This is a genomic window from Cyanobium gracile UHCC 0281 (assembly GCF_034931305.1).
GTDB classification, from domain to species: domain Bacteria; phylum Cyanobacteriota; class Cyanobacteriia; order PCC-6307; family Cyanobiaceae; genus Cyanobium; species Cyanobium gracile_A.
The window spans coordinates 82,469-105,320 of the sequence record NZ_JAYGHY010000001.1 but is presented as its reverse complement, the minus strand read 5'-3'; the positions used below and the strand labels follow the sequence as shown (position 1 = coordinate 105,320).

General features: G+C 67.6%; 24 protein-coding genes and 1 tRNA gene. 11 read left to right on the top strand and 14 right to left on the bottom strand.

All coding sequences use genetic code 11. The annotated features are described in order from the left end of the window. The first annotated feature begins 3 nt into the window (after nucleotides 1-3). From VB739_RS00545 to VB739_RS00535, 3 genes are all read left to right on the top strand, one after another. Nucleotides 4-498 (top strand): tRNA (cytidine(34)-2'-O)-methyltransferase, encoded by a 495-nt coding sequence (locus VB739_RS00545; RefSeq protein ID WP_323355197.1) that lies wholly within the window; start codon nucleotides 4-6, stop codon nucleotides 496-498. Between the two features lie 136 nt (nucleotides 499-634). Further along, entirely contained in the window at nucleotides 635-1,657 is a 1,023-nt protein-coding gene (locus VB739_RS00540; protein ID WP_323355196.1) for a M23 family metallopeptidase, read from the top strand. A gap of 46 nt (nucleotides 1,658-1,703) precedes the next feature. Then, nucleotides 1,704-1,777 (top strand) — tRNA-Met (locus VB739_RS00535). A gap of 122 nt (nucleotides 1,778-1,899) precedes the next feature. On the opposite strand, the gene VB739_RS00530 is transcribed toward VB739_RS00535, so the two are convergent. After that, a complete protein-coding gene (locus VB739_RS00530) occupies nucleotides 1,900-2,247 on the bottom strand; it encodes a hypothetical protein (protein ID WP_323355195.1) in 348 nt (115 codons plus the stop codon). A gap of 92 nt (nucleotides 2,248-2,339) precedes the next feature. Here VB739_RS00530 and VB739_RS00525 point away from each other — a divergent pair, with 92 nt between their 5' ends. Continuing rightward, the gene (locus VB739_RS00525) at nucleotides 2,340-2,939 is read left to right on the top strand and encodes a peroxiredoxin (RefSeq protein ID WP_323355194.1); all 600 of its coding nucleotides are present in this window, start codon (nucleotides 2,340-2,342) and stop codon (nucleotides 2,937-2,939) included. A 4-nt stretch (nucleotides 2,940-2,943) separates the two neighbouring features. Here the strand turns inward: VB739_RS00525 and purQ are convergent, their stop codons facing one another. Continuing rightward, nucleotides 2,944-3,597, bottom strand: coding sequence for a phosphoribosylformylglycinamidine synthase subunit PurQ (purQ, locus tag VB739_RS00520; RefSeq protein WP_323355193.1), 654 nt, complete (start codon nucleotides 3,595-3,597; stop codon nucleotides 2,944-2,946). Nucleotides 3,598-3,610: 13 nt separating this feature from the next. Continuing rightward, on the bottom strand, nucleotides 3,611-3,868 hold the full coding sequence (gene purS, locus VB739_RS00515) for a phosphoribosylformylglycinamidine synthase subunit PurS (protein ID WP_094584545.1): 258 nt from the start codon (nucleotides 3,866-3,868) through the stop codon (nucleotides 3,611-3,613). 94 nt (nucleotides 3,869-3,962) lie between these two features. Between purS and VB739_RS00510 the strand changes: the two genes are divergently transcribed. After that, nucleotides 3,963-4,325 carry a hypothetical protein gene (locus VB739_RS00510; RefSeq protein ID WP_323355192.1) on the top strand — a complete coding sequence of 121 codons (363 nt, stop codon included), beginning with the start codon at nucleotides 3,963-3,965 and terminating at the stop codon, nucleotides 4,323-4,325. A 16-nt stretch (nucleotides 4,326-4,341) separates the two neighbouring features. Here VB739_RS00510 and cobW read toward each other — a convergent pair whose 3' ends face one another. After that, nucleotides 4,342-5,430 (bottom strand): cobalamin biosynthesis protein CobW, encoded by a 1,089-nt coding sequence (gene cobW / locus VB739_RS00505; RefSeq protein WP_323355191.1) that lies wholly within the window; start codon nucleotides 5,428-5,430, stop codon nucleotides 4,342-4,344. Between the two features lie 54 nt (nucleotides 5,431-5,484). Then, entirely contained in the window at nucleotides 5,485-6,021 is a 537-nt protein-coding gene (locus tag VB739_RS00500) for a pentapeptide repeat-containing protein (protein WP_323355190.1), read from the bottom strand. A 48-nt stretch (nucleotides 6,022-6,069) separates the two neighbouring features. On the opposite strand from VB739_RS00500, the gene upp reads away from it, so the two are divergent. From upp to VB739_RS00480, 4 genes are all read left to right on the top strand, one after another. Then, nucleotides 6,070-6,735, top strand: a complete 666-nt coding sequence (gene upp, locus VB739_RS00495) for a uracil phosphoribosyltransferase (protein ID WP_323355189.1) — start codon at nucleotides 6,070-6,072, stop codon at nucleotides 6,733-6,735. Nucleotides 6,736-6,776: 41 nt separating this feature from the next. Next, nucleotides 6,777-7,058: a hypothetical protein gene (locus tag VB739_RS00490; protein WP_323355188.1), complete on the top strand. Its 282-nt coding sequence runs from the start codon at nucleotides 6,777-6,779 to the stop codon at nucleotides 7,056-7,058. A gap of 48 nt (nucleotides 7,059-7,106) precedes the next feature. Then, nucleotides 7,107-8,783 (top strand): dihydroxy-acid dehydratase, encoded by a 1,677-nt coding sequence (gene ilvD, locus VB739_RS00485; protein WP_323355187.1) that lies wholly within the window; start codon nucleotides 7,107-7,109, stop codon nucleotides 8,781-8,783. A 216-nt stretch (nucleotides 8,784-8,999) separates the two neighbouring features. Beyond that, on the top strand, nucleotides 9,000-9,224 hold the full coding sequence (locus tag VB739_RS00480; RefSeq protein WP_323355186.1) for a ribbon-helix-helix domain-containing protein: 225 nt from the start codon (nucleotides 9,000-9,002) through the stop codon (nucleotides 9,222-9,224). A 17-nt stretch (nucleotides 9,225-9,241) separates the two neighbouring features. Here VB739_RS00480 and VB739_RS00475 read toward each other — a convergent pair whose 3' ends face one another. Next, a complete protein-coding gene (locus tag VB739_RS00475; protein WP_323355185.1) occupies nucleotides 9,242-10,153 on the bottom strand; it encodes an AraC family transcriptional regulator in 912 nt (303 codons plus the stop codon). Nucleotides 10,154-10,754: 601 nt separating this feature from the next. Between VB739_RS00475 and VB739_RS00470 the strand changes: the two genes are divergently transcribed. Then, nucleotides 10,755-13,970, top strand: a complete 3,216-nt coding sequence (locus VB739_RS00470) for a chemotaxis protein CheB (protein WP_323355184.1) — start codon at nucleotides 10,755-10,757, stop codon at nucleotides 13,968-13,970. Here VB739_RS00470 and VB739_RS00465 read toward each other — a convergent pair. The 7 genes from VB739_RS00465 to glpX all read right to left on the bottom strand — a co-directional run bounded on the left by VB739_RS00465 (nucleotide 13,961) and on the right by glpX (nucleotide 20,983). After that, nucleotides 13,961-14,392 (bottom strand): hypothetical protein, encoded by a 432-nt coding sequence (locus tag VB739_RS00465; RefSeq protein WP_323355183.1) that lies wholly within the window; start codon nucleotides 14,390-14,392, stop codon nucleotides 13,961-13,963. The genes VB739_RS00470 and VB739_RS00465 overlap by 10 nt on opposite strands. Further along, nucleotides 14,379-14,975 carry a CIA30 family protein gene (locus VB739_RS00460; protein ID WP_416233279.1) on the bottom strand — a complete coding sequence of 199 codons (597 nt, stop codon included), beginning with the start codon at nucleotides 14,973-14,975 and terminating at the stop codon, nucleotides 14,379-14,381. Before VB739_RS00460 ends, VB739_RS00465 begins: the two co-directional genes overlap by 14 nt. Further along, complete coding sequence (gene pgl, locus VB739_RS00455) at nucleotides 14,941-15,681, bottom strand: 6-phosphogluconolactonase (RefSeq protein WP_323355182.1); 741 nt, start codon at nucleotides 15,679-15,681, stop codon at nucleotides 14,941-14,943. Before pgl ends, VB739_RS00460 begins: the two co-directional genes overlap by 35 nt. After that, complete coding sequence (gene gndA / locus VB739_RS00450) at nucleotides 15,669-17,087, bottom strand: NADP-dependent phosphogluconate dehydrogenase (protein ID WP_323355181.1); 1,419 nt, start codon at nucleotides 17,085-17,087, stop codon at nucleotides 15,669-15,671. The genes pgl and gndA overlap by 13 nt, the downstream gene beginning before the upstream one ends. Nucleotides 17,088-17,200: 113 nt before the next feature. Then, nucleotides 17,201-18,496: a glucose-1-phosphate adenylyltransferase gene (locus VB739_RS00445; RefSeq protein ID WP_323355180.1), complete on the bottom strand. Its 1,296-nt coding sequence runs from the start codon at nucleotides 18,494-18,496 to the stop codon at nucleotides 17,201-17,203. A 137-nt stretch (nucleotides 18,497-18,633) separates the two neighbouring features. Next, nucleotides 18,634-19,944 carry a glutamyl-tRNA reductase gene (locus VB739_RS00440; RefSeq protein WP_323355179.1) on the bottom strand — a complete coding sequence of 437 codons (1,311 nt, stop codon included), beginning with the start codon at nucleotides 19,942-19,944 and terminating at the stop codon, nucleotides 18,634-18,636. A gap of 34 nt (nucleotides 19,945-19,978) precedes the next feature. After that, nucleotides 19,979-20,983, bottom strand: a complete 1,005-nt coding sequence (gene glpX / locus VB739_RS00435; protein ID WP_323355178.1) for a class II fructose-bisphosphatase — start codon at nucleotides 20,981-20,983, stop codon at nucleotides 19,979-19,981. Between the two features lie 204 nt (nucleotides 20,984-21,187). Here glpX and rpe point away from each other — a divergent pair, with 204 nt between their 5' ends. Beyond that, a complete protein-coding gene (gene rpe, locus VB739_RS00430) occupies nucleotides 21,188-21,871 on the top strand; it encodes a ribulose-phosphate 3-epimerase (protein WP_216902933.1) in 684 nt (227 codons plus the stop codon). A gap of 45 nt (nucleotides 21,872-21,916) precedes the next feature. Here the strand turns inward: rpe and ccsB are convergent, their stop codons facing one another. Further along, nucleotides 21,917-22,828 carry a c-type cytochrome biogenesis protein CcsB gene (gene ccsB / locus VB739_RS00425; RefSeq protein WP_323355177.1) on the bottom strand — a complete coding sequence of 304 codons (912 nt, stop codon included), beginning with the start codon at nucleotides 22,826-22,828 and terminating at the stop codon, nucleotides 21,917-21,919. Between the last annotated feature and the right edge of the window lie 24 nt (nucleotides 22,829-22,852).

Sequence of the window (22,852 nt, the reverse complement as noted above, 5' to 3'; positions counted from 1 at the left end):
CGCATGCCCCGCGTCGTTCTCTACCAGCCGCAGATTCCGCCGAACACGGGCAACGTGGCGCGCACCTGCGCCGCCACCGGCTCGGAGCTGCATCTGATCGAGCCCCTGGGATTCACGATCAGCGACCGCCACCTGCGCCGGGCCGGCCTGGACTACTGGCCCTGGGTGTCGCTGCAGCGCCACGCCGACCTGGTCGGCTTCCAGGCAGAACGGCAGCGACGGGGCGGCCGCCTGGTGGCTCTCAGCAGCCAGGTGGAGGCGGCGTACACCGACTTCCGCTTCCGCAGCGACGACTGGCTGCTGTTCGGACGCGAGACGGACGGATTACCGAACGCCCTGCAGGCATCGGCCGACGCGCGACTCACCATCCCCATGGCCCGCCGGGCCCGCCCCGGCGAGGGTGGGGTCCGCAGCCTCAATCTCTCGGTGTCCGTTGGCATCGTGCTGTTCGAGGCCCTGCGCCAGCTGGGGCCCGCCGAGGGGGGCGAACGCGGATAGCGGAGCGGATGACTGCTGGTGTTCGGACCGAGTTGTGCCTGTTGAACCTTGCTGCCTGAGGTTCATAGCGCTACTCTCTGGCCGACCCGCAGATGTTGGCTTCTCTGCTGGGTTTTGTCCGATGGATGTGAAATGCATGAAGCCTTTCCGCTTGATTCTTCCCTTTCTCCTTTCCACACCGGCCGTCGTGCCGCTCGTGGCTGTCCTGGCTGACGACACCCCCAACACGGTGTCCACTGAAACTCTGCTGGCGTCCCTGCCCACATCCGCTGATCGGATCTGGGTCAAGGTGCGCCGGCCTGTCTCCATCGAGGAGCTCTCCACCGCCCTCGACCTCGATGAGAGCCGCCTGGCCCGTCTGAACGACGTCGATGAAGACCATCGCTTTGGCAACGGCGACTGGCTCGTGGTGCCCTCCCGGGGCAAGGAGCGCCTCGGACGCATTGCCTCCCTCGATTCCTCCAACCAGCGCCAGTCCCCACCTGTCTCCAGCCCTCCGCCGGTGGACAACGACGGCGTGGTGCGCTTTGGCGACACGGTGCTGAAGCTGGCTCAGCGCTACGGACTCAGCGTGGCCGAGCTGGTTCGTCTGAATCCAGGGCTGGAGACTGCCCGGCTCGTGGTGGGCAGCCAGGTGCGTCTCGCCCAGTCGGCCCCCGGCCGGACCCGCATGCTGCTGGGCCTCAAGCCCTCGACAAGCGGCGGCATCAGCTGGCCCGATACCCCAGACTTCGGGGATCCCCAGCCCCCGTTCAACGGCGGCAACAACGCCCCTTCCACCACCTGGATCTGGCCCACCAAAGGGGTGTTCACCTCCGGCTTCGGCTGGCGATGGGGCCGGATGCACAAAGGCATCGACGTCGCCAACAACGTCGGTACACCGATCATGGCTGCCAAGGAGGGTCAGGTCTCCTTCGCCGGCTGGCATGAGGGCGGCTACGGCTACCTCGTGGAGATCGCCCACCCGGATGGCAGCCGCAGCCTGTACGCCCACAACAGCCGTCTGCTGGTGAGCAAGGGCGAGGCCGTGTCCCAGGGTCAGGTGATCAGCCAGATGGGCAGCACGGGCCGCAGCACCGGCCCGCACCTGCACTTCGAGATTCACCCGCCCGGCCGCGGCGCTATCAACCCCCTGCAGATGCTCCCTCCCCGGGCCTGATCCGGCTCGGGGGCTGTGAAGGTGATCGTCTAGGATCCCTTCAATTGGCTCGGTAGCTCAGCTGGTTAGAGCGTGGGATTCATAACCCCAAGGTCGGGAGTTCAAGTCTCCCCCGAGCCATTGTGGACATGTCGTTTCAAACGACAGAAGATCATAGGCCTCTTATCCGTACAGATTCAGGCCCATGACTTTCAGGCTTTTTCGCCGTCCGGGGATCCATCAATCTGAACCCTTGTTGCCGCTCAGCGCATCTCGATGGCGTTGAGGCGCTCACGGAAACTGCGGGCATTGGCCGCCTCCTGACTTTCTGCACTTTCAACAGGAACCTGCACCGGAGCGATCACGGGCAGGGGGGCAGGGGCAGCGGCCTGGGGGGTCTGAATCGGGCGGCGGCTGCGCCCATACCCCCCCGTCTGGGAACGGTTCTGCAGGGCCCGGGTGAGGCTCTTGCTGCGGTTGGCGGCACCCACGGTCTCGCCATCCTTGGGGCGGATCAGGGGGTTGCCCTTGAGTTCGGAGCGCAGCTGATTGATCAGCCTGAAATGACCGGTGGTGTTGTATTTGCGTAGAACGGCTGGATCCCAACCCATCGCGGATGTGTCGCTGACTTGACAATCATCGTAGGGCCCGGCTCGGTGGCAGGCAGCATGGGGGTTGAACCCCTGCCGAGGACGGCGCCACCATGACCAGCACGGGCAGGCTCGTCGGCCTTCAGGCCCCCGATTTTCGCGCCACCGCTGTGGTGGATCAGGAGTTCCGAGAGCTGGCACTGCGGGACTACCGCGGCCGGGATGTGGTGCTGTTCTTCTACCCACTCAATTTCACCTTCGTCTGTCCCACCGAGATCACCGCCTTCAGCGACCGCCAGGCTGAATTCGCCCGCCTCGCCACCGACATCCTGGCCGTCTCCGTTGACAGTCCCTACAGCCATCTGGCCTGGGTGCAGACCGAGCGCAAGAGCGGTGGCCTCGGGGATGTGGCCTATCCCCTGATCTCCGACCTCAACAAGGAGATCGCCAGGGCCTACCAGTTACTGGATGAAGAGGCCGGCACGGCCCTGAGGGGGCTGTTCCTGATCGATCCCGATGGCGTGATCCGCCACAGCACCGTCAACGACCCGGCCGTCGGCCGCAGTGTGGATGAAACCCTCAGGCTGCTGCAGGCCTTCCAGTGGGTGCGGGACCACCCGGGTCAGGTCTGTCCCGCCGACTGGACGCCGGGCGGCCGGACCCTGGCGGCCGATCCCCGGCGCAGTCAGGACTTCTTCGCCGCGCTGGACTGAGCGCTCAGCCCAGCAGCGAGGCCAGTAGACGGCGGCCATCAAGGCCACCGGTGATCGGGTCGCAAGCCCGCTCCGGATGGGGCATCAGGCCGAGAACGCGGCCCGTCGGGTCCGTCAGGCCGGCCACATCTCCCCGGGAGCCATTCGGGTTGGCCACGTAGCGCAGCACGACAGACCCCTGGTCTTCGAGGCGCTGCAGCTCCTGGGGCTCCACTTGATAGCGCCCTTCTCCATGGGCGATCGGCAGGCTGATCCGCTCGCCTGTGCCATAGGCAGCGAGCCAGCGGCAGCGGCCGGGCTGCACCTCCAGCTCGCTGCTCTGGCAGAGGAAGTGCAGATCCCGGTTGCGGGTGAGGGCTCCGGGCAGCAGACCCATCTCCGTGAGCACCTGGAAGCCGTTGCAGATGCCGAGCACGGGCCCGCCGCGCTCGGCGAACGTGCGCACCTCCTCCAGCACCGGGGCGAAGCGGGCGATGGCGCCGCAGCGCAGGTAGTCGCCATAGCTGAAGCCCCCCGGCAGGACGACGGCCTCGAGGCCGGACAGGTCCCGCTCCTCATGCCAGAGGAAGCGCACGGGGATGTCGAGACAGCCCTCCAGGGCCCAGGCCACATCCCGGTCACAGTTGGAGCCGGGAAACACAACAATGCCGACGGTCATCGTTCCGCTCCCCTCAACCCGCTTCGGCCAGATCCAGCGACCAGTCCTCGATCACCGGATTGGCCAGCAGACGGTCGCTGAGGAGTTCGAGTCGGGCCTGGGCGGTCGCCCGGTCCGGGGCCTCCAGATCCAGTTCGATCGCTTTGCCGATCCGCAGCCGTTTGACGCCCTCCACCCCGAGCCGGGCGGCGGCGGCCCGGGTGGCTTCCCCGGCAGGATCCAGCACGGAGGGTCGCAGGGAGACCTGAACACGGGCGTTGAAGAGCGGCACCGGGGGCACGGACGTTTGTTAAATCTTGGCAGCACGCCCCACCAGCCACTCCCTCGGTTGACCAGCCTGGGGTTGGTCCCATGTTCCGCTGGCCGTGGTGCCTTCCCTGCGGAGGTTTCTGCTGGATCCGTTGGCCCCTCGTGTGCTGGCCTGGCTGATGGGTCTCACCGTGGCCTGTGCCGCCCTGCAGGCCCATTCGATACCGGGCCTGGTTTCGTTGCAGTGCCGCCTGGCGGATGGGCCCTGGCAGGACTGCCACATGCAGGTGGAGGAGCTGGGCCTGCACTGGTTCCTGCTGGTGGGGGGGCAGCGCATCGAGTTCCGCCACGACGGCCGGGGCAAGGTGACGATGCTCAAACCCTCGGGCAACTGGCAGCCGGTCAACAGCCGCTGGGTGGAGAACAGCGACCTCTGCTGGGATGGGGTCTGCGCCCGGGGGGACATTCCCCTCGACTGACCTGGGCGCACCTTGCTCAGAGGCGATCGAGGGCCTGACGCAGGGGGCCGGCGGCTCCTGTGGTGGCCAGCACCACCAGCTCCAGGCCATCGGCGTCCTGCTCGCCAGGGGCGCCAGCGGGTGCTTCGTCGGCTGGAGCAGGGGAGCGCTCCTCATACCAGCACTCGAGCCGCCGGCCCACCCCCTGGATCTGCAGCGGCAGCCGCTTGCCTCCCTGGCGCAGCCGGCCCTTGAGCCGCACCACCGGATGCTCGATCAGCAGCCGTTGCAGCGCCGCTTCCAGGGCGGCCCGCTCCCAGCGTCCGGAGCGGCGCAGCAGCAGCGACTCCATCGCCACGTGGGCATGGTCGTGGTGGTCGTGGTCGTGGTCATGGTCGTGATGGTCGTGGTGCTCGTCGGCCTCCTCCCTGCCGGGGCCGTCCAGCACCAGGGAGGGATCGAGGCGGCCCCGGGCCATCGGCAACACCACGGTGCCGGGGCGCAGGCCCGCCGCCAGGCTGGTCTTCACCCGCTCGAAGGCCTCCGGCTCCAACCGGTCGGCACGGCTGACCAGCACCAGATCGGCGGCACCGAGCTGGTCGGCGAACAGATCCTCGATGGCGCTGATGTGGTCGAGGCTGGGATCAGCCTGGCGCTGGGCGTCCACCGCCGCGGCATCACCCACCACATGGCCGGCGGCCAGGGCCTCCCCGTCCACCACCGTGACCACCCCGTGGACGCGCGTGCGGCTGCGGATCTCCGGCCAGCCGAAGGCGGCCACCAGGGGCTCGGGCAGGGCCAGGCCACTGGTTTCCACCACGATGCCGTCGAGGCGGTCGGCGCGCTCCAGCAGGCGGGTCATGGTGGGCAGGAACTCGTCCTGCACCGTGCAGCAGAGGCAGCCGTTGGCCAGTTCCACCAGGCGGTCGTCGAGCTCCTCCTCCGGGCAGAAGCCGCAGGAGGCGATCAGGTCGCCGTCGATGCCCACCTCGCCGAACTCATTGACCAGCACGGCCAGGCGCAGGCCGCTCTCCAGCAGCAGATGGCGCAGCAGGGTGGTCTTGCCGGCCCCCAGGAAACCGGTCACCACCGTGACCGGCAGACGTCTGGAGCGGGTGGCCGTCATCAGAGCAGAGGCGAAGGCAGCACCGAAACCTAAGGGAGGCGCCGCAGCCGGCCATCAACGGCAGCCGAGGCTCTCGCTGGTGGCCACCCCGGTGACGGGATGGCGGCCGGAAGCTCGGGCGCAGAGGGCTTTCTGCTCGGGCAGATCGAGTACGGCGTCGCTGAAGTCGGCCCCGTCGATCTGGGCATCCCGGAAGCGGCTCTGCATGAGCATGGCGTTGCGGAACTGGGCCCCGCGCAGGTCGGCACCATCAAAACGGGTGGCGAACGCCACGACGTCCTCGAGATCGGCGCCGCGCAGATCCGCCTGGCGCAGATTGGAGGAATTGAACACGGCCCCGCGCAGATCGGTATCCCGCAGGTCGAAGCCCTCCATGGAGGCCTTGAGGAATTCCTGCTGCTGCAGATTGCGCCCCCGCAGATCGGGATCGAGGTCCTGGAAGGAGCGCTGGGCCCGCAGCTCCGGGGCGGTGATCGCCAGCGCCGGCCCGGCCGGCAGCACGGAGCAGCACAGCACCAGGGCGAGCAGGGGCCCCAGCAGGAGGGCGAAGCGGCGGCCGAAGGCGACAAAGGACTGGAAGCTGGGGGCCATGCCACACCGGTACGCTGCCGGTTCAAGCTATGGCAGAAGCAGCCCGTCATGAGCATGTCCCTGCGGGTGGTGGTGCCCCCCCATCCCCTCATCGGCCACTGGCTCACCCTGCTGCGTGATGGGGCCACCCCGTCGCCCCTGTTCGCCACCGCCATGGCGGAACTGGGCCGCTGGCTCACTTATGAATCCCTGCGCGACTGGCTGCCCCATCGCCGCGTGACGGTCGAGACGCCGCTGGGCCGCAGTGAGGGCCAGGTGGTGGATCCAGAGATCCCCCTGCTGGTGATTCCTGTGCTGCGGGGCGGGCTGGGCCTGTGGCAGGGAGCCCAGACGGTGCTGCCCTCGGCCCAGCTGGCCCACGTGGGCATCGAGCCCTGCGGGCCAGACCACAAGCCCCACTGGTTCCTGGATGATCTGCCGTCCACCATTGATCCCCGCAGTGGCGTGCTGGTGTTTCTGCCCTGCCTCGCCAGCGGCTCGATCCTGCTGGCCCTGCTCGACCGGCTCCAGGGGCTCGGTGTCGAGGGCCAACGGCTGCGGGTGATCACGGCCCTGGCGGCCAACCCCGGACTCCAGGTCGTCGGGGAGCGCCACGGGCAGCTCACCATCTATTGCGCCGGCATCGACCCCGAGGTGGACGATCAGCACCGCGTCGTGCCCGGCTTCGGCGAGGTCAGTGAACGGCTGTATGGAATCGCTTCCGCCACTGCCTAGTCTGGGTTCTCCCTTCCGGGCCCACCGACACGTGCAGGTTCATGGCTGATACCAGGGAGCAATCGTCCGCCGGGGGGCTGGTGTTGCTGGCGGCGGCCGCCGGTGCGGTGACGGGAGCCGCGGGCCTGGCGGTCTGGCTGCTGCGCCGCGCTGAACGGCGGCACCTCGTGCAGCGACAGCTGCGGATGCTGCGGATCTCCCGGCTGGCGGAGGCCAGCGGCGAGCCGGTGGGCCGTGACCAGCTCCACGACCGCGTCCAGAAGCTCAACCAGGCGATCGACGAAGTGCGCCGCCAGCTGGAGCAGCTGCAGCCCCAGCCCTGAGGGCGCAGGCCCCTCGGTAGGTTGCTGCAGATTCGAACCACCCCGGCCATGCTGCGCTCCGACGCCATCACCAAGGGCCTTCAACGCTCCCCCAACCGGGCCATGCTCCGGGCCGTGGGCTTCGGGGATGATGACTTCGGCAAGCCGATCGTGGCCATCGCCAACGGCTACAGCACGATCACGCCCTGCAACATCGGTCTGAACGACCTGGCCCGGCGGGCCGAGCAGGCCGCCCGGGTCGCCGGAGCGATGCCGCAGATGTTCGGCACCATCACCGTCAGCGACGGCATCTCGATGGGCACCGAGGGGATGAAGTATTCGCTGGTATCGCGGGAGGTGATCGCCGACTCGATCGAAACCGCCTGCAACGCCCAGAGCATGGATGGCCTGCTGGCCATCGGCGGCTGCGACAAGAACATGCCCGGCGCCATGCTCGCCATGGCCCGCATGAACATCCCGGCGATCTTCGTGTACGGCGGCACGATCAAACCGGGGAAACTGGGGCCCTGTGATCTCACGGTGGTGAGTGCCTTCGAGGCGGTGGGGCAGTTGTCGGGCGGCCGCATCGATGCGGCGGAACTGCTGGCGATCGAGAAGAACGCCTGCCCCGGCGCCGGCAGCTGCGGCGGCATGTTCACCGCCAATACGATGAGCTCGGCCTTCGAAGCCTTCGGGCTGAGCCTGCCCTACAGCTCCACGATGGCGGCGGAGGATCCGGAAAAGGCGGACAGCGCGGCCCGCTCCGCTGAGGTGCTGGTGCAGGCGATCGCCGCCGACATCCGGCCGCGGGATCTGCTCACCCGGGAGGCGTTCGAGAACGCCATCGCCGTGATCATGGCGGTGGGTGGCTCCACCAATTCGGTGCTGCACCTGCTGGCGATCGCCCGCACCGCCGGCGTGCCGCTGACGATCGACGACTTCGAGACGATCCGCCAGAAGGTGCCCGTGATCTGCGATCTCAAGCCCAGCGGCCGCTTCGTCACCGTGGATCTCCACCGGGCCGGCGGCATCCCCCAGGTGATGAAGCTGCTGCTGGACGCTGGCCTGCTGCACGGCGATTGCCGCACGATCGAGGGGCGCAGCCTGCACGAGGTGCTCGCCGATGTCCCCTCCGAGCCCCCGGCCGATCAGGAGGTGATCCGGCCCCTCTCCAACCCCCTCTACGCCCAGGGCCACCTGGCGATCCTGCGGGGCAACCTGGCCGAAGAGGGCTGCGTCGCCAAGATCAGCGGGGTCAAGAATCCAGTGATCACGGGCCCGGCAAGGGTGTTCGAGAGCGAGGAGGCCGCCCTGGCCGCCATCCTCGAGAAGGGCATCAGCGCCGGCGATGTGGTGGTGATCCGCTACGAGGGGCCCGTGGGCGGCCCCGGCATGCGGGAGATGCTGGCCCCCACCGCCGCGATCATCGGCGAGGGGCTGGGGGATTCGGTGGCCCTGATCACCGATGGCCGTTTCTCAGGCGGCACCTACGGCATGGTGGTGGGCCACGTGGCCCCGGAAGCCGCCGTGGGCGGCACCATCGCCCTGGTGCAGGAGGGCGACAGCATCACCGTGGATGCCAGGCAACGCCTGATCCAGCTGAACGTGGCGGACGACGAGCTGGCGCGGCGCCGCAGCGCCTGGACCAGGCCTGAGCCCCGCTACCGCACCGGGGTGCTCGGCAAATACGCCCGCCAGGTGAGCAGCAGCAGCCTGGGGGCCGTGACCGACCAGCCACCGGACTGATCAGCCGCCATCAAGCCAGGCTTAAGAAATGCGCAAGAGACGCAACTTGATGCAGACCTGCGCAGCCGCCGCCGGAGCCACGCTGCTGATCACAGCAGGCTGAATCGAAGTGCAGTCCTCACCTCTTGCCCTGATGAGGTAGCTGTTGTGGCAGAAATCGCGGCCTCACAGCGCTACGAATTCGTTCTATACCAGTTGTGTAGCCGCCCCGATGCCATGCGAAGCCAGTCCACCCCGGGCCCTTTCCTGCGGCCTGTGCGAGTCACGATCACCATTCCTTATAACGCCTACCAAGCCCTGATCGAGCGCAGCAACCACCAGGGACGTTCCCTCTCCAACTTGGCCGCCTACCTGATTGAAACGTCGCTGCAGGCGCTCCAGCCCAATGAGCACCATCAGAGCCGCTCAGAAGCCATGGATGGGTACCAGCGTCACGCCTGAGGGGTCGGTCCCGGCCGCTAGTCCGGCCGGGATTCGCGCAGCAGCTGGGACGGCTTGACGTGGAAACGTTGCTGGAAATCCACACTGAACAAACCGAGGGAGCGGTAACCGCAGTCCTTAGCGATGCTGCTCACACTGTCGGTGGCCGTGGGATTCTCCAGCCGCCGCCTGGCCAGGTCGAGACGCTGATTCTTGATCCACTGGGTGGCGCCGCAGCCCATGCGCTCGGCGAAGGCATACTGCAGGGCCCGGCGTGAATAATGGCTCCTGGACTCCAGGATGCTCAGTGTCAGCGGACTGCCGAGATTCTGTTTGATGTAGTCGATCAGTTCATCAAAGGCATCACGGCCCTGCCGCTGGCGATGGCGCAGCCGATCGAGAGATTTCTCTTCGCGCAGATCCGGCAGCAGCATCGCCGCCATCAGCCGGTGGATCTGATCGTCAAACCGTAGAGAATCGAGCAATCCGCGCCCGTAGCCGGAGAGTTGCCCGGCCATGACCATCGTTTGCTGCAGGGCCACCAGCAGCGACGGGGTGGCCGGATCCGCCGGCGGGCTCCAGCCGTGGGCCTGGTCCAGGATATCCTGCCACTCCTCCGGTTGCTGGTAATACCCGCCCATGCTGAGCGCCGCCTGGAGGAGATGCTCATCGGACAGGGCGAAGGCCACGGCGGAAGAGAAGGACGTCTCCATCGTGCAGGGGGCCTTGGCCATCAACAGACAGCAGCCATTGCTGCAGTGCCAGGTGCGGGAGGCCTGGCGCAGGCGCTGCTCCCCACCGCAGCCGAAGAGGGCGATACGTTCGCGGCGATCGCTGAAGGCGACGCGCATCGGCTTGGCTGTCCAGGCCGTAGCCACCATGGTGCCGAATGGAAGATTGGCGCCGTAGAACCACCAGGTTGCAGCAGGTTCGAGCGGCTGCAACTCCATCACAGGCAGCGCCTCCTGCAACAACGACGCACAGGCTTGTGGGTCTTCGCTGAGCTCCAGCTGGTGAAGCAGGGGATTCGAGAAGAGAGCCGCCTGCTGATGCCGCAGATTTGGAAAATGTGGCCCGCTAGACATCGGGTGATCCGCCCCTTTCCCAGCGCACTAACAATTCTACCACAATTTCCATTGGTTCAACATTATGGGGCAGGATTTGCCCAGCAAGGGCAATCATACGGCTTCGCGCTTTGTTTGCTTTGTTGATTAAGACAGGCAGAATTCTGCTTCATCACCGGATAGGAGGAATGATCTAAAGTTCTCCGCCGAGCTATTCAGTCCGTGCTGAAAGCCTCTGAGTCGAAGCAAGAAGCGCCGATCCAATGCGATGGACGCCAGCTTCGGATCTGAGGTTGGAGCAAGCCCGTCTCAGAGAGTCCAAGTGTTCAGCGGTTAAAGTCCTTAATCCCTCTTCGTCGCCTGCCTGCGGATGGAAGAATCCAGTGATGCAGAGTCCTTGCCTGCGCCATCCCCGCCCTTGCCTGCCGATGCCGTTCCATCCTCGGGGACGACTGGCGAGGAAGAAACAATTATTACAGATCCATTGATGCATCTTGTCGGCATCGGTGCATCGGCAGGCGGGCTGGAGGCGCTGCAGCTGCTTCTGGGCAGTCTCGCCTCGGGCGGCAACGTTGCCTATGTCGTGGCCCAGCACCTGGCCCCCGACCACGGCAGCCTGATGGTCGACCTGCTCGCGCGGGTCACGGCGTTGCAGGTGCTCAAGGCGGTGGACGGGGCCGAGTTGCTGCCCGGCACGATCACCGTCTGTCCACCCAATCACGACATGCTCGTGCTGGGCGACCGGGTGACCCTGGTGGAGCCCGAACCGCGCTTCGGTCCCAGCCCCAGCATCGATCGGCTGTTCGCGTCGATCGCCGAGCACTGGGTGGAGCGGGGCGCGGCCGTCGTCCTCTCAGGCACCGGATCCGATGGGGCCCGCGGTCTGAGGTCCGTCCGTGCCGCCGGCGGCCTCACCATCGCCCAGACCCCCGAGAGCGCCCGCTTCGATGGCATGCCCAGGGCCGCCATCGCCATGGGAGGCGCCGACCTCATCCTCGATCCGGTCGCCATTGGTGAACATCTCTGCGAGCTGATGCAGTCCGGTGACGACTGGGTGGAGCGAGGCCTGCCGCGGCCAGAGGCCGTGAACGTCAGCAGCGCCCTGGAGCTGCTGAAGCACCACAGCGGCATCGACTTCAGCCAGTACAAGGACTCCACCCTGCAGCGTCAGCTGTCGCGGCGAATGGCCCTGCGCCAGATGGACACCATGGACGAGTACCTGCAGCTCCTGACGACCGACAAGCTTGAGTCCTCGGCCCTGGTCCGCAACCTGCTGGTCTCGGTGACGTCCTTCTTCCGGGACCCCGACTCGTTTGCGGTCCTCGGAGAACTGCTGCGGGCCTACGTGGCCCAGCGCACGCGCAGGGATCGCCTCAGGGTGTGGGTGCCCGGCTGTGCCACGGGCGAAGAGGTCTATTCCATCGGCATGCTGATCAGCGAGGTGCTCGGCCATCCCCAGGATCTGGCCCATCACCTCAAGATCTTCGGCACCGATCTCGATGAGGAAAGCCTGGCCATCGCGCGCCGGGCCACCTACCCGTCGAGTGGCGTCGAGGCAATCCCTGCCCCCCTGCAGAAGCGGTTCGTTGTGCCCCACAACGGCGAAATGCAGATCTGCGAAGGCCTGCGCAACTGCGTCGTGTTTGCCCGCCACAACGTGGGGATGGATCCCCCCTTTCCGCGCCTGGATCTGATCTGCAGCCGCAACACCCTCATCTACTTCACCCCACCTCTGCAGGACCGGGTTCTGGGCCTGTTTCGCTTCGGCCTGCTGCCCTCCGGCCTGCTCTTCCTGGGGCGGACCGAGTCGCTCGGCATGAAGACCCAGGGGTTTGCGGTGGCCGATGCCGAGCACCGCATCTTCTATCGCACCGCGGAGAACCAGCCCAGCCGCCATTCCACGTTCACCCCACCCGCCCAGCGGTCCGTGCCGCTGTTCAGTCCGGTCGGCCGCATCTCGATCCTGCGGGAAACCGTGGTCGAGGAGCACGTCGCCACCCTGGAGGCTCTGGTGCGCAGCACCTGTCCTCCCTGTGTGGTCCTCGATGAATCCCACGAACTGGTGGAAGTGATCGGCGATGTCAGCCCCTACTGCCGGCTGCCGGAGGGACGGATCTCCAGTGCGGCCACCACCTTCCTGCTGCCCGATCTGCAGGCCGAGGCCCGCGCCCTTCTGCTGATCGTCCGGGCCGATGGCCAATTGGTCAGAAGCCGGATGCTGCACCTTGCCAAGTTCGGGCTGAACCTGCAGCTGGAGGCACGGCCCCTGCAAGTCAACGAGCGGCGGCTGACGCTGCTGAGCTTTCTTCCTGGGCAGGCCGATGCTCAGAAGCCCGCCACCAGTGCCGAGCCGCTCACCCGGGCCCCGGACTTCGATGAGCAGATCGCCCGGCTGGAAAAGGAACTGCTCACCAGCCATGACACCCTGCGGCGCTCGATGGCCGACCTGGAGGGGGCCAACGAAGAACTGGAAGCCTCCGCCGAGGAACTGCAGGCCTCCTCGGAGGAACTGCAGTCGTCCAATGAGGAGCTGGAATCCTCCAACGAGGAACTGCAGGCCACCAACGAGGAACTGGCCACCCTCAACCAGCAGTTGCGGGCCAGGACGGAGGACCTGCAGCAGCTCAGTTCCGACCTGGAGAACATCCAGCGCTCCCTGAACCAGGGGATGGTGATCGTCGACCGCGACCTGCGCATCACCCGCTACACCCCGTTGGCGGTGCGCGTCTTCGCCCTGGTGGAGGGGGACATCGGCCAGCCCCTGCTCGGCATCCCGACCACGGTGGCCCTGCCTGGCCTGCGCGCGGCCCTGGGGGAGGTGCTGGCCGGCGCCTCACGGCGCAGCATCGAAGCGGTGAACGAGGAGATCGCCTACCTGGCCCAGGTGTTGCCCTACCAGGAACAGGAGGGCCAGCGCCGTGGAGCCATCATCACCCTCACCGACGTGTCGGAACTGCTGGCCCTGCGCACGGCCGCCGAGGCCTCCCTGGATTCCTTCTCCAGCCTCACCGATGCCCTCGATGAGGCGGTCTGGAAGCGGGACGACACCCTGCATCGCATCCTCTACACCAGCAAACGCATCCTGCCCCTGACGGGCTGGACCCCGGCCGAGCTGTTCGCCCATTCGGAACTCCTCGATGACGCCATCGATCCGGCCGATCGCGAGCGGGTCTGGGCCAGCCGCGACCTGAAGCAGGGGGGATGGTCGGTGGAGTACCGGATCATCCGCCGCGATGGCCAGCGCCGCTGGGTGAAGGAAAACGCCCGGGTACTCACCGAAGCCACCGATCGCTACGTGGTTGGCACCCTGGCCGACGTGACCGAGCAGCGCCAGGTGGAGAAGCTTGGCCAGGACCTCAGCGCTCTCTTCGAGACCCTGATCCAGAGCCCCAGTTTCGCCCTGGCGGTGTTTGACGCCGACCAGCGGGTGGTGATGGTCAACGGCAGCCTCTGCGAACGCATCGGCTTCGACCGGGCCAGCCTGGTGGGCTCGCCGGCCTCCCTGTTCTGCGCGCTGCCGGAGGCGGTTTGGGCGGACCCGGCCAGTGACGCCTCGGCCGCTGAACCGTTGATGCGCTGCGAAGGGCTCACCCTGCGGCATCGGGACGGCCGCACCCTGCAGGCACCGGCCGAGCTCTGGCGACTGCCGACCTCGGTGGGGATCGGGGCCTTGCTGGTGCTCCTGCCGTCGCCTCAGTCCTGATCGGGCCGCAACAGGGCCCGGAGGCGGCGGGCCAGGGCCTCCAGTGGTGCGCCATCGGGCGGACAGCTGCTGCGCAGACCCGTGGCCCCATCCATCCAGACCGGATGGCTTCCCTGCCACAGCAGCGGTTGCTCGTCCCTGTGGCACCAGGCCAGGGTGAGATTGAGCGCGTCGCCGCTGCGGTAGATCTCCAGTTCCAGGTCGTCCGCCTGGACCCGCTCCCCCTCGGGCGTGCGGGCCTCCAGGCGCAGGCAGAGGTCGAGGCTCTGGTGGATCTCGGCGTCCGCCTCCGCTGCCGCGCCGCCGAGGCTTGGCGACACCACGGCATGGCGCAGGGGCTTGCGGCAGAGGTCGGCCGCTGCCGCCACCAGCCGGCTCAGGTCGGTGTTGGCGCTGCCGATCGAGGACTCAGGTGACGGCATGGATCGCCATCAGTTCCAGCAGAAGAGGGCCTGCCCGGAAGCCGGGATTGGCGCTGCCGTCGTCGCCGAACTTCGAGTGCAGGATCTGCAGCCGGGTGATGCGAGCGGCGTCGAAGCGCAGCGGCAGGCCCAGGGGCAGGGCGTCGATCGGCTTGGCCCGGATGGAGGGACGCAGCTGCTCAAAGGGAATCCGCAGCCGGCAGGGGCCATCGGCGCTGGTGGCGAAGTTGGCCACCCAGCGCACCCCGCCGGGGATCAGTTCGGTGAGGCCCGCCACGCCATCGGCACAGGCGACCGCGAGCTTGTAGTGGCGGCCATCCCCCTGCAGCTCCAGCTCAAAGGCGGCCTGATCGGAAAGATCCAGGGGCGGGGAGAACACCGGCGAGCGGCAGCTGACGAAGCCACCGCCCTGCTCCACCACCTCCGCCTCGAGGCGCAACCCGCGGCTGCTGACCGAGCAGCTGCCGCTGCTGCGGCCGCCCATCACGGTGTCGTTGAGGGCATGCCAGCCGCTGAAACCATCGCCACTCACCACCTGCATGGTCGGCTCAGCGGGGGGGAAGGTCGGCGGCGGCGGCGGCATCGGCGAGGATCACCACCTCCGAGGCCGGCCGCACCAACCGGGCGGGGGTGCGGCCAGCGGGCTCACTCGGATCGAGCAGCCGGGCGAGCGCCTGGCGTTTGCCGGCGCCACTGACCAGAAAGATCACCCGGCGGGCGGCCGAGAGCACCGGCGCGGTGAGCGTGATGCGGGGCAGGCCCTTGCCTTCGCCGATGGTGACCGGGCGATCCACCACCCCGGGGGCTGCCGTGCCCGGGAACAGGGAGGCGGTGTGGCCATCGTCGCCCAGGCCCAGCAGCACCACATCAAAGCGGGGCATCCGGCCGGGGCAGAGCACCGCCAGTTCCGCCGCATAGGCCACGGCGCTGGCCTCGGCGCTGGGCCGGTCGGTGGGCACCGGGTGGAACCGGGCCCGGCTGGCCGGCGCCTGGGCCAGGAGGGTTTCGCGCAGCATGCGGGCATTGCTGGAGGGGTCGTCGGCCGGCACCCAGCGCTCATCGCCCAGGAGCACATCGACCCGCTCCCAGGGCAGGTGCTCGCCCCCCAGGCGGCTGTAGGCCGCCCGCGGGGTTTCACCACCGGCCAGGGCGATCTGGGCCCGGTCCCGCTCGGCCAGGGCCAGGTCGATGCCGGCGGCGATCTGTTCGGCCGCCTGGCGGGCCAGCTCTTCGGGGCTGGCGGCAACAATCAGGTGATAGCGGGTGCTGGGTTCGGTCAATCGAGCCATTCGGTATGGAACGCACCGGGGCGGTCCGTGCGTTCATAAGTATGGGAGCCGAAGCAGTCCCGCATCGCCTGCACCAGGTTCTGGGGCAGACGGCCGCTGCGGTAGCTGTCGATGTAATCGAGGGTGCTGCTCAGACAGGGCACGGGGATGCCGGCCAGGGCCGCCCCCGCCACCACCTGGCGCAGGCCGTCCAGGCGCTGGTTGACCTGGGCGGCGAACCAGGGATCCAGCATCAGGTTGGCAAGGGAGGGGTTGGCGCCGTAGGCGTCCTGGATGCGTTGCAGCAACCGGGCCCGGATGATGCAGCCGCCCTTCCATATCTGGCCGATGGCCGAAAAATCGAGGTTGTAGTCGTGCAGTTTCGAGGCCTCCTGCAGCAGGGCCATGCCCTGGCCGTAGCTGGCGATGCAGGCCAGGATGCAGGCATCCCGCAGCGGCGCCATGCCGGTGGCCGGCTCCCCCAGGGGGAAGCTGTGGGGGGCGGGGCCGTGCAGCACCGATTCGGCCGCCATCCGTTCGCTGCGCAGGGAGCTCAGCACCCGGGCGTTGAGGGCGGCGTAGATGGTGGGGACGGGCACGCCCATCTCCAGGGCGCTGACCACGGTCCACAGGCCGGTGCCCTTCTGGCCGGCGGCATCGACGATCAGCTCCACCAGATCGCCACCGCTTTCCGGATCCTTGGTGCGCAGGCACACCTCGGTGATCTCCACCAGGAAGGAGGCGAGCTCCTCGGTCTGGTTCCAGCCTCCCAGCACGTCGGCCATGGCGTCGCCATCAAGGCCGCCGATGCGCTTCATCAGGTCGTAGGCCTCGGCCAGGATCTGCTCGATGCCGTACTCGATGCCGTTGTGGACGGTCTTGACGAAGTGGCCGGCGCCGCCAGGACCGATGTAGGTGACGCAGGGGCCGTCCTCCACCTGGGCGGCCATCTTGGTCACCAGGCTTTCGATGGCGTCATAGGCCGCCTTTGTGCCGCCGGGCATCATGCTCGGGCCCTCCAGGGCGCCCTTGGCTCCCCCCGAGACGCCCATGCCGATGTAGCCGAAGCTCTTGCTCTCCAGCTCAGCCGCCCGCCGCTCGGTGTCGGTGTAGAGGGAGTTGCCGCCGTCGATCAGCAGATCACCTTCCTCGAGCAGCGGCGAGATGCTGGCGATGGTGGCGTCCACCGGAGCGCCCGCCTTGACCATCATCAGGATGCGGCGGGGCCGCTCCAGCGCCGCCACGAACTCCTCCAGGGTGGCGGCGCCCACGATGTCCTTGCCGGCACCGCGTCCGGCCAGGAAGTCCTCGGTCTTGGCGTAGGTCCGGTTGTAGACGACGCTGGAGAAGCCGTTTCTCTCAGCGTTGAGGACCAGATTCTCACCCATCACGCCAAGGCCGATGAGTCCGAAATGCGCCTTGCCCATAGGACCGAGGTTCCCTTGATTCGTTGGCAGTGTGGCCAGCGGTCGGCGGCTCGTCGGTGTCCTGGGGAGGGATGTCAGCAACTGCTGGCCCAGCCCTCCCCCCGAAGCGGGCTTCAGATGACCGTGCCGTCGGCGATGGTGCCGTTTTTCACCACCACCACGATCCCGTTGCGGATGTAGAAATTCAGCTCCGGTCGGTCGGCCTCCTCCACCCGGTCCTTGTTGACGATGGTGACGTCGCGGCCGATGCGCACGTTCTTGTCGAGGATGGCCCCCTTGACCGTGGTGCCGCGTCCCACGCCGATCGGGGTGCCACCCCGCTCGCGCAGCACCAGCCGCTCCTCCGACGACTCGAAGAAGTCGGCGCCCATCACCAGGGTGTCCTGGAGCACCACCTCGTCTTCCACCCGGGAGCGGACCCCCAGGACGCAGTGGTGGATGCTGCAGGCCTTGAGCAGGGAGCCTTCGCCGATGATCGACTGGGTGACCTGGGCGTCCTGCAGCTTGCTGGGGGGCAGGTAGCGGGGACGGGTGTAGATGGGGAACTTCTCGTCGTAGAAGGAGAAGGCCGGGTTGGGCTGATCGGTGAGGGCCAGGTTGGCCTCGTAGAACGCCCCGATCGTGCCGATGTCCTCCCAGTAGTCGTCGAAGAGGAAGGTCTGGAGGTGGTCCCCTTCCCGCAGGGAGGTGGGGATGATCTCCTTGCCGAAATCCGTGGACTCCGGGTTGCTGGCCAGCAGGTTGAACAGGGTGTTGCGGTTGAAGACGTAAATCCCCATCGACGCCAGGTAGGGCCGCTTGACGGCCTCTTCAGCCGACAGGCCCAGGCTTTCGGTGTTGACCCGCATCGCCTCGAGGGCCTGCCCCTTGGGCTTCTCGCTGAACTCCAGGATGCGGCCGTCGGAGGAGGTGCGCATCAGGCCGAAGCCTTCCGCCTGGGCCCCATCCACCGGCAGGGCACCGACGGTCAGGTCGGCACCGCAATCGATGTGGTGCTGCACGAACTTGCTGTAATCCATCCGGTAGAGCTGGTCCCCGGAAAGGATCAGGTAGTGGTCGACGTCCCACTCCTGGAACAGCCACTGGTACTTGCGCACCGCGTCGGCGGTGCCTTCGAACCAACTGGGGCTGTCGGGGGTCTGCTGGGCGGCCAGCACCTCCACGAACCCCTGGCCGAAACCGGCCGAAAGGTTGTAGCTCATCGTCAGGTGACGGTTGAGCGAAGCGCTGTTGAACTGGGTCAACACGTAGATCTTGTTGATCTCCGAGTTGATGCAGTTGCTGATGGGAATATCGATCAGGCGGTACTTGCCCGCGAGAGGCACAGCGGGCTTGGCCCGCATCTTGGTCAGGGGGTAGAGACGCGTTCCCGCTCCGCCTCCCAGAATGATGGCCAGAACGCGTTTCATGAGCCCAGTCCTCGGTCCTTGGCTGGCCAGACCGTACTGGAGCGTGGTGACGCGGAGCGCCCCGCGGCGGCAACTCGGTTCATGTTCCGTTGCAGTGGTGGATTGGGCTGGGGCCGGGTGATCCCGGGGACGGGGGCTCAGGCCTCCGGTGGGTCGTCGTGAAGCTCGAACAGATCGCTCAGCACCCCCATCGACGCCAGGCGCTGCTGGCGGGGCTGGGGGGCCCGGAGCTTGGTGACCGGCGTGTGCAGGATCTTGTTGATGATCCCCTTACTGAGGGCTTCGACCACCTTCCGCTCCCGGGCGGAGAGGTCGGGGCCCATGCGACTCAGGGCCTTCTGGAGCTCCTGTTCGCGGATGTCCTCCAGCTGGAGACGCAACCGGTTGACCAGGGGCACCGCCTCGAGGCCGTCCCACCATTCCAGGAACAGGCGCGATTCCTCGGCCAGGAGCCCTTCGGCCTCGGCGGCCATCTCCCGGCGCGCCTCCTGGTTGCGGGCCACCACCTCCTGGAGATCGTCGACGTCGAAACTGTCGACCCCCGGCAGCTCCGCCGCATCCGCACTGATGTTGCGGGGCACACCGATGTCGATGAGCATGAGGCTGGAGCGGCGGTTCAGCCCCTCCAGCCGGCGGGCCGTGATGATCGGCTCCTCGGCGCCGGTGCTGGTGAACACCAGCGAGCAGGTGCTCAGGCAGTGGTCAAGGTCGTCCAGGGGACGGCACTGCACCGGCAGGGTGGGGAAATCGGCGGCCAGGGCTTCGGCCCGGGAGACGGTGCGGTTGAGCACCACCACGCCCCGGCAACCTTTGGCCTGGAGGTGCTGCAGCAGCAGCCGGGCCATCCGGCCGGCCCCCACCACCGCCACCTGTTCCTGATCGAGGGGGACCAGTTCGTCCCGGCCGCGGGCCTGGCCCACCTTGAGCTGGGCCAGCTCGACGGCCGCCGAACTGATCGACACCGCCCCGGTGCCCAGGTTGGTCTCGGTGCGGACCCGCTTGCCGGTGCTCACCGCCTGGTTGAGCAGGCGGTTGAGGATCGGCCCCACGGAGCGGTGCTCCTGACCCAGGCGCACCATCTTCTTCACCTGGGAAAGGATCTGACCCTCCCCGAGCACCAGGCTGTCGAGGCCGGCGGCCACCCGCAGCAGGTGGCCCACAGCTTCCTCGTGGTGGTAGGTGAACAGATGGGGGCGCAGCTCCTCCACCGCCAGCCCTGACTGCTGGCTGAGGAAGTCGCCGACGGCGCTGATGCCCCGTTCGGGATGGCGCAGCAGGGTGTAGATCTCGAGCCGGTTGCAGGTGCTCAGGATCGAGGCCTCGATCACCTGCTCATCCGAGCGCAGACGCTGGAGGGAGTCCTCCATGGTCTGCTCGGGGATGCTCAGGCGCTCGCGGATCTCCACCGGAGCCGTGCGATGGCTCAGACCGACGACGGCGATGTGCATGCAGGCGGGCTCCGAGGTCCGGGCTCTGGTGGATTCAGCGCAGGGCGATGCTCTTGGCGCCCTCCTTGATATGCACCGTATCGGTGAAGCGGGCGCTGCGGTCGAGGGAGCTGATGATCAGGCTGCTGGTGCGGGTGCAATCCGCCTCGAACACGACGCCCTTGAACAACAGACCAGGGGTGATGCCGCTGCCGGCGAAGACCACGTTCTCGCCGGAGGCCAGTTCCTCGGCCTCATAGACCTTGTCAACGTCGGTGATGCCCATGTCGTTGAGGCGGGCGATGTTGCCCTCCTTGGTGTAATCGGCCCACTCGCTGGTCTGGGCGACGGCGGGGTCGTACACCAGCTGGCCCTGGAAGTGGCCGCCGAGGCAGCGCAGGGCGGCGGCGGAGATCACACCCTCGGGGGCGGCGCCGATGCCCATCAGGCAATGGGTGCCGGTGCCGGCGAAGCCGCAGGCGATCGCGGCCTGCACGTCGCCGTCACTGATCGGCTTGACCCGGGCGCCGGTGGCGCGGATCTCGGCGATCAGGCCCTTGTGGCGAGCGCGGTCCATCACCACGATGGTGAGTTCGCTGGGGGCCAGGCCCAGGACCTCGCTCAGGATGGCGATGTTTTCGGTGGCGCTTTTGCGGATGTCCACCTTGCCCTTGGCGGCCGGCGGCGCCGCCAGCTTCTTCATGTAGAAGTCGGGGGCGTAGAAGAGGCCACCGCGGTCGCTGGCGGCCAGCACGGCCATCGAGCCGTCCTGGGCATTGGCGCAGAGGTTGGTGCCTTCGCAGGGATCCACGGCGAAATCAACGCCGGGACCGGTGCCGCTGCCCACTTCCTCGCCGATGTAGAGCATCGGAGCTTCATCCCGCTCGCCCTCACCGATAACGATGCGGCCCTGCATGGCGATGCTGCCCATGCGGGTGCGCATCGCCTCCACGGCAGCGGCATCGGCTTCGTCCTTCTTGCCGAGCCCTGTCAGGTGGGCAGAGGCGATGGCGGCCTGCTCGACGACTTCGAGCAGTTCCTGGATGAGAGTGCGATCCACAACGGTCCGGCGGGGGGAGGGGCCTCAACGAGGGGCCGGCACGCCGGAGGCGGACCGCAGCCAAAGCGGGGAAAGATCCAGCCGCTGCAAGGCCTCTCGGAGTCGAAGCGGGGCCATCGTATCAGCGCGCCCGGGAGGCCCTCGGAAGCCCCACGGTGGGCCGCTCCTTACAATCGCTTCATTCTTCCGCTGCGGTGGCTGTCCATGAGCACCAAGCCCCTGGTGATCTCCCCGTCGATCCTCTCCGCCGACTTCTCCCGCCTCGGTGACGACGTGCGGGCCGTCGATGCCGCCGGTGCCGACTGGATCCATGTGGATGTGATGGACGGCCGCTTCGTGCCCAACATCACCATCGGCCCATTGATTGTCGAGGCGCTGCGGCCGGTGACGGCCAAGCCCCTGGACGTTCACCTGATGATCGTCGAGCCCGAACGCTATGTGGCGGATTTCGCCAAGGCCGGTGCCGACATCATCAGCGTCCAGGTGGAGGCCTGCCCCCACCTGCACCGCAACCTCAGCCAGATCAAGGACCTGGGCAAGATGGCCGGTGCCGTGCTCAACCCAAGCACCCCCCTCGACACCCTCGAGTACTGCCTGGAGCTCTGTGATCTGGTGCTGATCATGAGCGTCAACCCCGGCTTCGGCGGCCAGAGCTTCATCCCCTCCCAGGTGGAGAAGATCCGCCAGCTGCGGCGCCTCTGTGACGAGCGCGGCCTTGATCCCTGGATCGAAGTGGATGGTGGCGTCAAGGGCAGCAACGCCTGGCAGGTGATCGAGGCCGGCGCCAACGCCATCGTCAGCGGCTCCGGGGTCTTCGGCCACGCCGACTACGCCGAGGCCATCACCGGCATCCGCAACAGCCGCCGCCCCGAACCGGCGCTGGTCTGAGTCTGAGGGGGGGCTGCCCTGAAGGCCCCGCCCCCCCGCTGCTGCTCAGCTGCCCAGGAACCAGCCGTAGCTGTGCAGGCCGATACCGAGCAGATTCACGCCGATGTAGCAGACGGCGATCACCACCAGGCCGGCGGAGGCCACAATCGCCGGGCGACGCCCCTGCCAGCCCCGGATCAGGCGGGTGTGCAGGTAGGCCGCGTACACCAGCCAGCAGATCAGGGCCCAGGTTTCCTTGGGATCCCAGCTCCACCAGCTGCCCCAGGCCTCATTTGCCCAGACCGCCCCACTCACCAGCCCCACCGACAGCAGCAGGAAGCCCACCGTGATCGTGCGGTAGCTGAGGCTGTCGAGCTGTTCACTGATGCGGAAGCTGCTGCTGCTGAGGGCCATGGCGCCGGGGCCGTCGCTGGCCAGCCGGGCCTGGCGGTAGCCGCCACTGCCGATCGAGCTGCTGCGCAGTTCCAGATCCTCGTTACGGTCGACGAACAGCACGGCCACCGAGAGCAGGGAGCCCACCAGCAGGGCCGCATAGCTGACCATGATCACGCTGACGTGCATCACCAGCCAGCTGGAGCGCAACGCCGGCACCAGGGGTGAGGCTTCCTGAAGGCGATCGGGCAGGGCAAAGCTGGCGAAGGCCACACAGCCCAGGCCCATTGGCGTGGCCGCCGCCGCCACCAGGGGGTTGGGCCAGCTGCGCTCCACCAGCAGCTGGGTGAGGGTGCAGGCCCAGGCCAGGAAACAGAGGGATTCGTAGAGGTTGCTGATCGGGAAGTGGCCCGATTCCCACCAGCGCAGCACCAGCTGGGCCGTGAGGCAGAGGTTGGCGGAGGCCACCAGGATCCTCACCACTGGGTTGCTGCGGCCGCCGCTGACGGACCAGAAGGCGATGGGCAAGACCAGCAGCAGCAGGGCGAAGGCCGCCAGACCAAGACCGATGACCGGATCGTTCACCAAAGAGCGCAGCGAAACCGATCC